This is a genomic window from Paenibacillus catalpae (genome assembly GCF_900112695.1).
Lineage (GTDB): Bacteria > Bacillota > Bacilli > Paenibacillales > Paenibacillaceae > Pristimantibacillus > Pristimantibacillus catalpae.
Genome location: NZ_FOMT01000001.1, coordinates 1,344,666 through 1,358,880, shown reverse-complemented (window position 1 = coordinate 1,358,880; position 14,215 = coordinate 1,344,666). Strand labels below are relative to the sequence as shown.

Genomic DNA, 14,215 nt, shown 5'->3' with positions numbered 1-14,215 from the left:
CCGTCAATCCTTATTGAAATGGGCTCGCATCTCCGACAGGAAGGTGGACAAGGCAGGTGTTATTAAAGCGTCTTTGCGTCTGATAAAGACGGTTGTGACGATGGCATGCATGCCCGCGATCTTATGGCAGCGGATTTGGCCTTGCTGTTCCTGCTCGGATACGATGGAATGCGGCAGCAGAGAAATGCCAAGGCCGGCCCCAACACAACCGAGGATGGTTTCAAGCGATCCGAATTCCATCAGCTTAACGGGCAATATACCTTCGTCGTGTAGCATTTGATTTAATTTTGCCCGGTAGGAACATCCGCTTGGAAATACGAGCAGCGTTCGTGACTGCACATCATGAACGGTCTGAACGGGAGGGTGGGAGGCTGAAGTGACAAGCACCAGTTCCTCATCAACCACATTCTCCTGAACCAATTCAGGATGCTCTACCGGGCCGGCCACGAATGCTCCATTCAGCTCATAACGAAGAACGGCATGAAGGTGCCGCTCCGTAGGACCGGTAATGAGATTGAAATCGACGGCCGGATAATCGGCATGATATTTGGTGAGCAGAACGGGTAGCCGAACGGCGGCAGTGGTTTCCAATGACCCGATATAGAGCGGGCCCGTTGGAACGGAAGAGTCTCCAACAGCCGATCTGGCTTCTTGAATGACATGCAGGATCTTCTCCGCGTAGGAAACCAGGATTTGCCCGGAAGGGGTTAGCGTGATCCCTCGATTGTGGCGGTAAAATAACAGGGTTTGTAAATCGGCCTCCAACTGCTGAATCTTATGAGTGACGTTGGATTGGGCAAAGTTTAATTTTTGAGCCGCCTTTGAGATACTCCCTTCCTTGGCGGTGGTGGAAAATACTTTGAGCAACTGAATGTCCATAATAGCCTCCTATGTAGTAATGAATGTCCTAGGTATCAAAAAATGAGATATGAAATTCATTATTATTTAATTATATATGATAACAAACTCGCAGTAACTTGAATAGGCTTGTCCATCGAATCGAAAAGAAAGGAGGAATGCATATGAGAAGTCACACATGGATGGTTCTCCTCGGAGGCATAGCAGCCATGATGGTCGCTATGGGAATCGGAAGGTTCGCTTTCACTCCGATTCTTCCGATTATGATGGAGCATCATCTGTTCTCTGCGGCCGGTGCGGGCTATCTGGCTTCCAGCAATTATTTGGGATATTTAATCGGCGCATTTGTTTTGACGCTTGTCCAAGTTAAAAACCGTTCCATACTGTTGTTCGCCGGGTTAATGATCAGTATTGCGACTACCTGGGGAATGGGGGAATTCAACAGTCTGGATGCTTGGTTATGGCTTCGGTTTTTATCTGGTCTTGCAAGCGCGGCTGTATTTGTCATCGCCTCCAGCATAGTCATGGATCGTTTATCCGGGATACAAGCCGGCATATTTTACGGAGGGGTAGGGGCAGGCATCCTACTGACCGGATTTTCGGTCCCGCTGCTTTCCGGAAATGGAAATGGCGATTGGATCGACGTATGGAAAGGCCTAGGTTTGATCAGTCTGATCTTGGGTCTGGCAGCCTGGTATTCGTTAGGAGGTAGACATTCCGGTACAAAGACGGTGACCTATCCTCCGCAATATCCATCTTCCGCTGTTCGACGGATATTGATCTGTCTGATGATTGCTTATGGCCTGGAAGGCTTGGGCTACATTGTAACGGGCACCTATCTCGTAGCGTACGCAAAGACCGTTTCGAGCATACCGAATATGGCGTCGCTTAGCTGGATGCTGGTTGGTCTCGCTGCAGCGCCTTCTTGCATCCTATGGTCGATGCTTGCCTCCCGATGGGGGAAGAAATGGACTTTGACGGTCGCGATGCTCATGCAATCCATCGGTATTGCCATTCCGGTGCTATTGCCTTCTAAAGCCTCCATACTCATTGGCGCTCTCTTGTTTGGAGCAACCTTTATGGGCATCACGATGTTGTTTGTCGCTTTTGCCAAGGATCTATATCCAGAGAACAATCGAAAAACGATAGGGTTATTAACCACTTTCTTCGGCTTGGGGCAAATCATCGGACCGCTCATTGCAGGTCATTTGATCTCGGGTAATGGCAGCTATCTCATGGCTTTAATCGGGGCGGCATTTATCGTCTTATTGGGGGCATTGAGTCTGCCTCTGGGTATCGGCAGTGCCGAGCGGAAGCTGCTCACCCTTGCGGAATAATCGAAAAACAATCTACTAAAAGGTAGAATAACCATATGACGAAATCAAAAAATACTTCAGAAGTTATTCTGGATACGGCTCAGTCGTATGTACAGGAATTCGGGTTTAACGGTTTCAGCTATGCGCATATCGCAGAAAAAGTAGGGATACGTACGGCAAGTATTCATTACCATTTTCCCAATAAGGAGGATTTGGGAGAAGCGCTCATTGTACGGTATCTCAAGCAGTTTCACGCTACCGCTGCCCAGATCGATTCGGAGACTCCGAATTATTTGGACAAATTGCGCAAATACATTCTGATTTATCAAGCGCCTGTACAAGATTACTGCACCTGTCTCAGTGTCATGCTGTCTAGCGACCTGTCCACCTTACCGGAGAAAGTTCGTGAAGCGTTAGCCCAGTTCTTCACCGCTAATTTATCATGGCTGGAACAGGTATTAGAGCAAGGGCGGAGTGAAGGTCATCTACAGTTCAAAGGTACCGCAGATGTGCGAGCCCATCAATTCCTTGCCACCCTGCAAGGTGGGCAATTGCTTGCAAGAAGCTTCCGGGACGCAAGCAGGTTTAATAGAATTGCCGAGGATTTAATATCCGCTTTATCCTGAGAAGGGTAAGGCGGATTTTTTGTTTTATAACCTGATCGCAGCACTTCCAATCTGAATAATTTGAGATTCCCTATCCATACTATGGGAATGGATTATAAATGGGTGATCTGGCCAACGGGGAGGAGCTTTCATGAGGAGGTTTAAAAGAGGAACAACCACCAGATACAAACAAATTCTCAAAAACAAAAGCTCCATCCTGCAGGAAGATATGGATAAAACGTTTACTTCGGATATTGAGCAGAACGAAAGCTGTATCAAAGAAATGTTCGAGGATTGTTTTGATATCGAATACCGCAGGATCGACGTCAACCATAACCGTAAATGGCTTATTATTTACATAGATAGCTTGATCGATAACCAATTGCTTGAAGAGCATGTATTAAAGCCGCTGGTGACGAGTTCAGCGCAGGATGAATGCCATGTAAATGCAGAAGAGCTTACAAGTGAACTCATCTCTGTTGGAACTACGAGCGTCTCTGATCATATATCCGAAACCGTTTCGAAGCTTTTTCAAGGTCACGCGGCGATACTGACGGCAGGAAGCAGCAAAGTGGTAACCGTCTGTATTCCGGGATTAGCCAAAAGAAGTATTGAAGAGCCTTCCTCCGAGCCGGTCATTCGCGGCCCTAAAGAGGGTTTCATTGAACATCTCTCAACAAACCTGGGGCTGATCCGCGCCAGAATCAAAACTCCAAAGTTAAAGACGGAGAGTATTACGTTGGGAGATTATTCTCAGACCTGTCTCGTCATGACCTACCTCAAAGGAATCGCCCAGGAATCGGTCGTTGAACAAGTGAGAGCGAGATTGAACTCCATTCAAGTAGAAGGAGTACTCGATTCCGGCTATATCGAGGAGTTTATTGAGGATCAGCCGTATTCACCATTTCCCCAAGTCCATAGTACGGAACGTCCGGATGTGGTGGCCGCTGAATTACTCGAAGGAAAAGTAGCTATTCTTGTTGATACGAGTCCTTACGTGCTTATTGTTCCAATGACGTTCTGGACGGGACTTCAGTCCAGTGAAGATTACTATATTCGTTGGCCAATCGCTACTTTTGTCCGATGGGTTCGGTTCCTGTTTATCCATTTTGCCATATTTGCTCCTGCGCTGTATGTAGCCATAACGACCTTTCATCAAGAGATGATTCCCACTAATCTGGTCCTGAGTATTGCCGCCTCAAGGGAAGCCGTTCCATTTCCAGCGATGATCGAAGCGCTATTAATGGAAATCATGTTTGAGGCCCTGGTGGAAGCCGGACTCCGCATGCCTAAACAGATCGGTCCTACGATTGGGATCGTTGGGGGTCTCGTCATCGGACAGGCAGCTGTTCAGGCCGGTTTAATATCTGCTCCGGTCGTCATAATCGTGTCTATCACCGGGATTTCAACGTTTACGACTCCGCGATACAGTTTAAGAAACGGGATCCGGCTGCTTCGTTTTCCCGTGTTAATATTGGCGGGTACATTAGGCCTTTATGGCATTGTTTTAGGTTTTCTAGGAATTATGCTGCATGTGACTTCGCTGCGTTCCTTCGGAGCTCTTTACTTTTCTCCGGTCACTCCGCTTAAGATGTCTGCCTTTAAGGATGTTCTTATCAGGCTGCCCATTCGCATGAAGTCTCGCTATAAGATAACACCTGAACATGAGGAGGGAGATTAATTGAGAACGCTGAAATGTACTTTTCTCTTCCTTGTTATGTTCATCGTGAGCGGATGTTGGGATCGCATGGAAATTAATGATCTTGCCTTTGTGACCGGTACTGCCTTAGACCTGACGGAGGATGGCAAGCTTCTCTGTACTCTGCAAATCGCCATACCTGGACCAAAAGAAGGAGGAGGCAGCAGTGGAGGGAGCGGTCACATGGGCAATTTTTATGTCATAACGGCAACGGGGAAAAACGGAACGGAAATTCATCGATCGCTTCAGAAAAAAAGCTCTCGTCGACTATTTTTCTCTCATCGCAGTGTTGTGCTTATAAGTGAGCGTTTGGCCAAGCAGGGTATTCATGATGCACTGCTCGATGTCTTTACTCATGACCCGAGAAACCGCCTAAAGACTTATCTTGTGTTGGTTAAGGGTGGCGAAGCGCGGAATATTCTTGAATTGAAATACCCATTAAAGCAAGTACCGATAGAGGCAGTTAATGAAATGCAAATTTCTGGAGACGATTTAGCCGTAACCTTGAGGGACTTTTTTATTATGAATCAAAGTGAAGGCATCCAGCCTGTTTTAGGCGCAGTTGAATTGGGAGACCATCTCAAAGATCCGAATGAGCAAATATTCAAATTTGCGGGAACCGGTGTATTAAAAGATCTCAAATTAGCCGGCATACTGGATGAAAATGAAACGCTAGCGATGATGTGGGTAACAGACAAGCTGAAGTTTGGTCGGATTACGACAAAACTACCCAAGGATAATGGGGAAGTTGGAATGATGTTGAACCATACGGACAGTAAAATAAAAACTAAGATTGAGCGTAATTCTATAAAATTCAAGATCCTTCTGGAGGGTACCGGGGTTATAGAAGAAAATAACTCCACCCTCGATATCGACGATCCGGAACAATTGAAAATCATTAAAAAAGCGTTGGAGGAAACGGTTGAAGACCGTGTTCAACAACTATTGTTTAAATTCCAGAAGAAATACAAGGTGGATAGCGTGGGGTTTGGCCAAGAAATTTATAAGAACAATCCGGGGAAGTGGAGGCAGCTGAGAAATCAATGGGATACGCAGTTCCAGGAGGCAAGTATATCCGTTGATGTCAACCTGACCATCAATGGAGCTGGAATGGTTCATTCGATCCTCGAAAAACAAGAATAGGAGATCTAATCATGATCGTAATTGAAATTTCGGCTTTTGTAATGGTGATGCTGGGCTGGTCTATTATCCGCGTTCAGAAATTTCGGTCTCTAAACCAGCCGAATGCAGCTGTGTTGTATAGCTGCTTGATGGGAATATGCGCAATCTCTGGCTCTCTCCTCATTGCGCATGTTCCACTGCCAAGCACAACAACTCCGTTGAGAATTATTTTTGAGCCCTTCGGGGAAATGATCTTACAACAATAATCGTTAATGCACGGACTTTCTCCAGCTCCTCTTAACCGAATCAATGATTAGAAGGGTAAGAGGGAGAACGAAGTGCGTAAAAAAGGCATAGCTTGGATAAGTAGAATTAAGATAATTACCCAAATCGGTAGAATAATTTCTAAACACTGTAACCGATCCAATGACCGACAAAATCGTAATCGGAATGACAAGGTCCTTGTAATTCCTGATGTTAAAAATTTGGCCAATACTTAGACAAATAATAAAGAGCGTTGTAGATATTTTGATAAAACAGCCCATTACCCATATGGCTACCGCTAAAGCTTCCAATCTTTCGAAGCTTCCTTCTATACCAATATATTGGATAACACTTAACACCGGGAAAACCAGCTTCTCCGTTAATGGTCCAAAGACCATGATGAGAGGCAATAGCGTAATACATAGTAGACCGGAAATAATAAACAAGGAAATAAACGAGACTTTAGATGCTTTCTTTGGTTGATTCAAAAATGGAAGCAGCCATCCCAAAATAAAAAATTGACTAATATAAGCGATAGGGAACACGCTCGCCTGAAGAACAGGGAATATTCCATTTCCCAGCACCGGTCGGAGCCTCTCCGGATCCGATTCTGCGAGCATGAGGAGCAGGAGCGGGATAAGGAACACAAAATTAAGCAAAGCAAGATACTCATTACATCTTGCGATAGCTTCAATTCCCATATAGACAGCTATTCCGCACAAGATTGCCAGCGTTAAACTGATAATGACAGAAGGAGTTCTCATAAGGAATACCGTATTAATAAACTGAATGTGTTGATTAAGGATGATAAAATCGAAATTAATCCAGACATAAATAAGATAACATCCTAGAACTTTTCCAAGCCACTTGCCTAAGATTTCAGAGCTGTACTGTACGATAGTCATTCCCGGATAGCGTTTCGACAATTTAATCATGATCCAGATATTTAAGGCTCCGATCAAGACGGAAGGAAAAATGGTCATCCACGCGTCCTGCTTGGATATGTTTGACATCAAACCTGGAATGACTAGAATGACGGTGGGAGCTATAAAGGAAAAAATCAATAAACTAAATTGTCTTCCCGAAATTTTTTCTGCGGACTCCATTCTTGGTCTCCTTCTATGCAAATTACTATCACCAAGTATTCCCAAGTTAAGATCTATCATACGGATTTAAGGGGGAAAACGGTTTATGATCCAAACGTCAAAACGTACTCTCAGACGTTTTCTATTGGATAAACAACATCTGCTGCAACCGCGCAAGATCGAAGTGGCGGGCAGGGAGCAGGTGCTGGAGATGATACGCCTGCTCGAGTGTGTGCAAATCGATCCGGTGGCTGCTGTTCGGGCTAATCAGCATCTGGTATTGTCAGCCCGGATGGCAAATTATGAACCAAGCTTGCTGAATGATCTGCTCAGGGATCATAAGGTGTTTGAGTACTTTGCAAATGCGGCATGTATCATCCCAATGGAGCATTATCCTATCTTCCAGCCTACCCGGACACGAATCCGCGAGCATATGTTATCTGCTATTGAAGCTTTGCAGCCAGTGCCGGAGCAGGTAATGGACAAGCTGCAGCATGAGGGTCCGTTGCCTGCCAGAGCATTTGAATCGGAGCTGCGGGTACACGGATATTGGGAGAATACAAATGCGAAAGCAAAAACTAAAGCTACATCGCATGCGATAAATTTATTGACCGATTCAGCACAAATCCGCATTGTCGGCAGGGAAGGCAATCAGAGATTATTTGATCTGGTAAGCCGCAGCGTTCCTGGCGAGCTGCTCATGGCCGCTGAGCAATTGGACGCGGAAGAAGCGGAGCGGATGATGCTGCTTAAATATTTCCGCGCGTACCGCGTGTTCGAACCGTCCGATGCTCGATTCGGGTGGCTGAGGATGAGTGCCGCACGGCGCCGTGATGCCATCCAACAGTTCATTCAATCCGGCATCGTCACGGAGGTTGAGGTAGAAGATCTTAAGCATTCCTATTACGTTCTATCTTCCGATGTGGAGAAGGTACTGGCACACCAGGATGCAGCTGCTGAGAGAGAGGACAACCTTATGGAAGCGGATGCTGAGGAGATTACTTTTTTGCCACCGCTGGATAATATGCTTTGGAGCCGTAAACGGCTCGAAGATTTATTCCATTTCGAATACCGTTGGGAGATCTATACGCCAGCGAACAAAAGAAAGTACGGCTATTACGCGATGCCCATTCTAGCCGGAGACAAACTGATCGGCAGAATGGACCCGCGATTGGACCGGAAAGAAAATCTGCTTAAGGTAGAACTGCTGCATTTTGAACCTGAGGTTAAGGTCTCCGCTCAGCTGCGCAAAAAAATAAAGAAGGCAATTAAATCGTTTGCAAAGGCGAATGGAGCGGATAACGTACAATATAATTAATGCCGTTAATCTCGCAAAATAACATACAAAAAACCGCGTTGATACAGGCAACGCGGCTTTTTGTATATTATTCCATCCTTCAATTTTCATCCTTCATTTCCGCTAAGTCGAGCTGACGAATCCGCGATTGTTCGGCAATCATCTCAATCTCGGTGATTTTGCCCGCTGCCATTTTGATTTCAAGCACAAAAAGCAAACGACCGCGGGGAGCTACAACTGCGCCGACGGAACCGTTTATTAGTACAGGACGTGCACCCTGAGCTCGACCTGCGAAGCCTTTTGCCACAGTTTCTGCACCACGAACAATCGGCCATGCTGCAACTGGAGGAAATGCAGGATCCTGTCGTAATACGACATCCGGGTCTAATACCGTGAGAAGCTTCTCAAAATCCCCCGTGCGCGAGGCAGACAAAAAAGCATCTACAAGCTCCTGTTGTCGCCTGAACTCCTCGGAATCCGCAGTCGCTTTGGCCCCCTGAACACGGCGGCACGCACGGCTCGCGAGCTGTCTTGCAGCCATCTCATTACGTCCGATAATCGGTGCAATTTCCGAATAAGACAAGGCAAAAATATCGTGCAATACGAATGCAATACGTTCGGCGGGATTTAAGTTTCCAAGAACCATTAGCATGGCGAGCCTAACGGAATCAGCTAACAACATCTCGTGTTCCGGATCGCTGCCGTCCTGCTCATTATTCACCGGCTCCGGCATATTCACCAAAGTCAGCTCTTCCCGCCGACAAACCCTGGAGACGATTGTCGTCAGCCATCCCCCCATATATTAATGCGGATGCTGCTTGGACACATTTTGTTGACATCTTCTAGACAAGTTGAACACAACTTCCAGACATTCTCGCAACAATTGAACGTTACACTTTAGGTTAGTAGAGAAGTTTTATTTCAATAGACGAGTTATGGTATTATCGACTCATTCACGCAAGCGCGATTTGGACGTGTACAGATTGGAGCCTCATAATGAATAGAACGAAAATACTCATCATCGAGGACGAAGAGGCAATCGCTGATCTGCTGGCCTACGGCCTCGGACGCGAAGGCTTCGAGACCCGTATAGCGGGAAGCGGCACAGACGGGCTTCGGGAACTGCAGCAATTCGAGCCTGATCTGCTGGTACTGGATTGGATGCTGCCGGACCGAAGCGGCCTCGATATCTGCAGGCAGGTAACTGCCCAATATAATATTCCTATACTCATGCTTACGGCGAGATCGGATATTACGGACAAAATCCTCGGCCTTGAAGTAGGAGCAGATGATTATATTACGAAGCCGTTTGATCTGCGGGAGGTCGTGGCTCGTATCCGTACGATACTCCGCCGGCTGGCACAAGCCCAACAGGCTGTGGAGGAGGCTTCGCCTTCGGTGATCGGCTTCAGGGACATCATCATTTCGCCAGCCGAGCGGCTTGTGACCAAGCATGGCGAGACGGTTGACCTCACGCCGAAAGAGTTCGATCTGCTTATGGCGCTGCTTGGAGCCCGGGGGAAAATTTTCACGCGGGCGGAACTGCTTCAATTCATCTGGGGCTATGATTTCCCGGGAGACATGCGGACGGTTGACACCCACATTCAGCGGCTGCGCAAGAAGCTGGATGCAGCGGATCTGATTACAACCGTGTTTGGCATCGGCTACAAGTTCGAGAAAAGGACGGACTGACAGTATGCTGCGCACACTACGGGCAAAATTCGTCATAGGCTTTTTCCTGATCTTTTGCCTGTCGTTCCTTGTTCTGAACGTCACGCTGAAAGAATATATACGATCCAGCAACCGGGACATGATTACCTCAGACCTTGTCGAGCTGAAAAATAACAGCAACGTTTATGTCCTGCAAGCTTTTCTCATTAATCACTTCACGAACAACGACCTCTATTTCGGTCAAATGGCCGAGGAGATGGTTGGGGACCTTCACCGCGCCACTTCAAGTGACGTCAGCGCCTACACGGTCGATGGCATTTTACTGAATTCGACTGACGAGACAATGTTTGCCGGACGTTCGAACGAAGACCTCCAGCTGGCACTGGGCGGAAAGACAGCTTATACGATTACGTATGAAGGCAGCACCGGCTCCGTTCTCTATTCTTATCCTGTCGTCATCGACGGGGTAAAGGTAGGTATTCTGAGATTTGCTAAAGACTTCTCATCTCTCTATGAGCAGACGGAACGAATTCTCAACATCCTCTTTTATCTCGCGCTAGCGATTTTCCTAACCGCATTCCTGTTCTCGTACATGCTGTCCCGGCATATTACGATTCCTCTCGTCAAGATGACTGACGCTTCCACGGAGGTTATAAGGGGCAATCTGAACATCCGCTTAAAGTTTAGGCGTAAGGACGAAATTGGGCGGTTGGCGGAAAACTTTAATGACATGATTGGGCGGATCGACAGTCAGATTGCAATGATTGCTCGTGACCGCGACAGGTTGAAGGCACTTAACGAGCAGGAAAAACGATTTTTCGATAACGTCACGCACGAGCTGAAGACGCCGCTCACGTCCATTCTTGGGTATGCTGAGATTATCCGGGAGAACGGAGAATCGGACCGCGTTTTCTTCGACAAAGGAATGACACATATCGTGGATGAAAGTCGGCGGCTGCATGGCATGGTACTGAACTTGCTTGAAGTGTCGCACCGCAATGCCGTTATGGATGAAGCCGCGCTTGTCGATACAGGGACGCTCCTTCGCGACGTCTGTGATTCGATGGAAATTCGCGCCAAGCGCTACAAGAAACGTATCGTCCTAGAATTGGAGAATGGACTGGTTGTATTCGGCCAAGCCGATAGGCTGCGTCAGTTGTTCATCAATCTGCTCGACAACGCAATCAAGTACAGCTCACAAATGGCGGAAATCTTGGTTATTGGAGATAGAACCACGAAAGCGGAAACTATCCGGTTCACATTCCGTAATCCGAGCGAGACGTTGTCGCCTGAACAGATCGCGAGCGTGTTCGAGCCCTTCCATTCCGGCGACAGGACGTTTAAGGAAGAAGGGAGCGTTGGCCTTGGTCTCAGTATTGTAAAATCCATTGTTGACGATCACGGCGGGATGATACGTTTAGAAAGCAACGAAGGGTGTACGACCGTTTGCGTTGAGCTTCCCGCTGCCGGAAAGAAGGGGGGGATTAACGATGCGTAATAAGATTAAGAAGTGGAAGCGGCTCCGAGCTATTGCTGTTTCGCTCATGGCTGTCCTGCTGCTTCTAATGACAACCGGCTGCATGGGTAATCCCCGTTCCGAGACGATCGTTATTCCGGAGACAGAAAGCGAGAAGCCGGCAAATGAAGCAAGCCTCGGAAAAGAGTTTCAGGTAAATACGATTTATCCGCTGCCTGTATCCTCAGCATCCGAACTGCAACTGCTCGGCTGGACTAGCGGGGAAGCCGTCATCGGCTACTTAGCGGATAATGTCCCTTCAGTCGCTGCCTCTAACGGCCTGCAGCTGTTCGTTCCTCCGTATGAACAGTCCAAGCAGCTTGCAAGTACAACGAACAACGATATGAAGATACTCGGCCTGTCACCAGACGGGAAGATGATTGCCGGGCTATCGGATTCCGGGAAAGGCACTTCTTTGACCCTCGTGAACTTGGATGGCAGTCAGATTAAGCCGATCCCTGATTCGTCTATTGATAAACAGAGGTCGCTGCATTCGCGTATCCTGCACTGGTCGAACAACAGCCGGTTCATCTCTTACCTTGTGACAGGAAATAGCCGGGGACAACTGAACGTTGTCGTTTACGATGTGGTGGAGGGGGCGGCAAAACAATACCCTCTGCTTGGCTTTTCCCTTGCTGATCGCAGCACCTCTGTCATGCTGTCAAACGATGGAAGCAGCGTTCTCATAGAAGACGGGAACCTGGTTGCAATGGCAAAGCGGAACGGAGACGGGAGCTTTGTCGTCCATTATGACCATCCGTCGGGTAATGGCGGAAGTACATGGATAGACGATGACCGCTTCATGTTTCTTGGCGCGGACGGTACGTTGTTCCAGTACGATCACCGTAACGGCGAGCTGTCCGTTCTGCTGGAGAAGGTTGGCAGCTTCAGCGTGTCACCAGACCGGAAGTTGATCGCATATACACGAAATAATGAAGAGGCGGTGTATGCCGGGAAGCTGCAGGGCAACAACGTGCTGTACCAAACGGCTGTTTACCAGGGCATTGTCCCGTATCAAATGATGTGGAGTCTTAGCGATGGGGCTCTTCTGGTCGACGGGAGTAAATCACAAGCCGCTACGGCACAGGAGATTGCTCCGGCACCAGCGGCGGACCAGGAACGATTGCGGACATTTGTCATCCAGTTTCAATAATAGCTGTGTGATGGCGTTAAGAAATAGCAAGATATCCCTCATAACAGCAGGTTGGACGAATTATCGTCTATCCTGCTGTTTTTTATTTGAATTTTGGAGACATTTTGTTCACATGACGATGAAGGTTTGGAGATATCTCTTTTTTATAATGTGACAAGAGCCCGGTGAGGCGGGCAGAAGGATAGAATGCGATAACAAAAGGAGAATAAGGCCATGAAAAAATACGGATCCGGTATCGTGGCGAGCTGCCTGCTCGCCCTAACATTGACTGCTTGTAATGGAGGCGGAGGAAGCAATGCGGTTGAAAACCCAGAGAATAATGCTGCAGGATCGTCTACCACCGCTGTTAACGATGGAGGGGCATCGCATGGCGGCGGCAAGAAGACGATCGTTTTCTCAAGCTTTTGGCATGATGCCAAATACGAGACGGCAATTAAGGAGTACGAGTCGCTCCATCCGGATGTCGATATTAAGCTGGAAAATGTCGATTATACAGACGCAACGCTGGAATCGGACATGGAAAAGTACGTATCGACCATGAACGCGGCTATGCTGGCTGGTAAGGGACCTGATTTGCTTGCAATGGATATTCTGCCATCGGACAACTACGTCAAGCATGGTCTATTGGCCGATCTGGGTCCGATGATGGCGCAAGATCATCAATTCAAGCAGAGCGATTATTTCACAAACGTTCTTGACAACGTGCGGATGGGCGATTCGCTGTACGCAATGCCGCTCTCCTTCTTCCTCATGGGCTTTGCCGGGGACGAAGGTGCCATTGCCAAGACAGGTGTCAAATTTGATGACCATTCTTGGTCGTGGAGCGAGTTCACGAAGACGGCAAAGTCAATGACGGCAAGCGGCGGACTACCATCCGCTTTGTCCTACGAAGGACCTGAGTATTTGCTAGGCGAGATGGTCAGCGACAATTACTCTTTGTTCGTTAATCCAGACGAACGCAAAGCGCATTTTGATTCGGCATCCTTTACAGGCCTTATGAAGCAGGTAAAGGCGATGTTTGACGAAGGTCTCGTCTCCAAGATTGGCCGCGGGGCGAACGCTTACTTCCGAAGTGTTCAGATCAATTCGCCGAAGGATTATTTGGAAACGATGAAGGTCTCCGGTCTCGGGCAGAAGATGTTTGATAAGGAGGGCGGTGATCACATGAAGTTGTATGCGAAGCCGCACGCGCAGGACACGTCAGCAGGCGGGTACTTCAAGACCTATCGGAATGTCGCAGTCAATGCTAAATCAAAAGTAAAGCCGGAAGCGTGGGAATTCGTGAAATTTATGATGTCTGAAGCCATACAGTCCCCGTCAACGACAACGGGCTTTCCAATTAATAAGGCAGCGTATGCCAAGCAGATCGAGGAACTGAAGAAGCAAGGGTCATTCAAGTCGGCCCAAGAAGGGCCTCTTCATGGCGCGATGATTGAAGCGGACGGCACGATGCTAAGCGGACTCGATGCCTATGTCAACGGTGCCGTACACCCTTCACAGGATGATGATTCCGATAAGATGCGGGAGTTGATCGTAACAGAATCTAAAGCCTATTTCGCCGGGCAGAAGTCAGCTGAAGCGGTTGCTAGCCTGGTTCAGAATAAAGCGATGACTTACCTTAACGAATAA

13 protein-coding genes are annotated in these 14,215 nt (G+C 47.8%); 10 read left to right on the top strand and 3 right to left on the bottom strand.

Annotation, left to right across the window (positions count from 1 at the left end):
• Positions 1–3 precede the first annotated feature (3 nt).
• Positions 4–879 (bottom strand): LysR family transcriptional regulator, encoded by an 876-nt coding sequence (locus BM200_RS05730; protein ID WP_091182462.1) that lies wholly within the window; start codon positions 877–879, stop codon positions 4–6.
• A gap of 143 nt (positions 880–1,022) precedes the next feature.
• Here BM200_RS05730 and BM200_RS05725 point away from each other — a divergent pair, with 143 nt between their 5' ends.
• The 5 genes from BM200_RS05725 to BM200_RS05705 all read left to right on the top strand — a co-directional run bounded on the left by BM200_RS05725 (position 1,023) and on the right by BM200_RS05705 (position 5,866).
• A complete protein-coding gene (locus tag BM200_RS05725; RefSeq protein ID WP_175532746.1) occupies positions 1,023–2,195 on the top strand; it encodes a YbfB/YjiJ family MFS transporter in 1,173 nt (390 codons plus the stop codon).
• Positions 2,196–2,230: 35 nt separating this feature from the next.
• Entirely contained in the window at positions 2,231–2,800 is a 570-nt protein-coding gene (locus tag BM200_RS05720; RefSeq protein ID WP_091182453.1) for a TetR/AcrR family transcriptional regulator, read from the top strand.
• Between the two features lie 130 nt (positions 2,801–2,930).
• Positions 2,931–4,460: a spore germination protein gene (locus tag BM200_RS05715; RefSeq protein WP_091182319.1), complete on the top strand. Its 1,530-nt coding sequence runs from the start codon at positions 2,931–2,933 to the stop codon at positions 4,458–4,460.
• Positions 4,461–5,621, top strand: a complete 1,161-nt coding sequence (locus BM200_RS05710) for a Ger(x)C family spore germination protein (protein WP_091182316.1) — start codon at positions 4,461–4,463, stop codon at positions 5,619–5,621.
• An 11-nt stretch (positions 5,622–5,632) separates the two neighbouring features.
• Positions 5,633–5,866 carry a hypothetical protein gene (locus BM200_RS05705; RefSeq protein WP_091182314.1) on the top strand — a complete coding sequence of 78 codons (234 nt, stop codon included), beginning with the start codon at positions 5,633–5,635 and terminating at the stop codon, positions 5,864–5,866.
• A gap of 3 nt (positions 5,867–5,869) precedes the next feature.
• Here the strand turns inward: BM200_RS05705 and BM200_RS05700 are convergent, their stop codons facing one another.
• Complete coding sequence (locus BM200_RS05700; protein ID WP_175532745.1) at positions 5,870–6,970, bottom strand: GerAB/ArcD/ProY family transporter; 1,101 nt, start codon at positions 6,968–6,970, stop codon at positions 5,870–5,872.
• Positions 6,971–7,055: 85 nt separating this feature from the next.
• Here BM200_RS05700 and BM200_RS05695 point away from each other — a divergent pair, with 85 nt between their 5' ends.
• On the top strand, positions 7,056–8,267 hold the full coding sequence (locus BM200_RS05695; protein ID WP_091182310.1) for a winged helix-turn-helix domain-containing protein: 1,212 nt from the start codon (positions 7,056–7,058) through the stop codon (positions 8,265–8,267).
• A 79-nt stretch (positions 8,268–8,346) separates the two neighbouring features.
• Here BM200_RS05695 and BM200_RS05690 read toward each other — a convergent pair whose 3' ends face one another.
• Positions 8,347–8,979 (bottom strand): sigma factor-like helix-turn-helix DNA-binding protein, encoded by a 633-nt coding sequence (locus BM200_RS05690; protein WP_245772940.1) that lies wholly within the window; start codon positions 8,977–8,979, stop codon positions 8,347–8,349.
• A 263-nt stretch (positions 8,980–9,242) separates the two neighbouring features.
• Between BM200_RS05690 and BM200_RS05685 the strand changes: the two genes are divergently transcribed.
• From BM200_RS05685 to BM200_RS05670, 4 genes are all read left to right on the top strand, one after another.
• Positions 9,243–9,938 carry a response regulator transcription factor gene (locus BM200_RS05685; RefSeq protein WP_091182305.1) on the top strand — a complete coding sequence of 232 codons (696 nt, stop codon included), beginning with the start codon at positions 9,243–9,245 and terminating at the stop codon, positions 9,936–9,938.
• A 4-nt stretch (positions 9,939–9,942) separates the two neighbouring features.
• Positions 9,943–11,415: a sensor histidine kinase gene (locus tag BM200_RS05680; protein WP_091182302.1), complete on the top strand. Its 1,473-nt coding sequence runs from the start codon at positions 9,943–9,945 to the stop codon at positions 11,413–11,415.
• Positions 11,408–12,586 (top strand): Hint domain-containing protein, encoded by a 1,179-nt coding sequence (locus tag BM200_RS05675; protein ID WP_091182300.1) that lies wholly within the window; start codon positions 11,408–11,410, stop codon positions 12,584–12,586. The genes BM200_RS05680 and BM200_RS05675 overlap by 8 nt, the downstream gene beginning before the upstream one ends.
• A 213-nt stretch (positions 12,587–12,799) precedes the next feature.
• Positions 12,800–14,215, top strand: coding sequence for an ABC transporter substrate-binding protein (locus tag BM200_RS05670; RefSeq protein WP_091182295.1), 1,416 nt, complete (start codon positions 12,800–12,802; stop codon positions 14,213–14,215).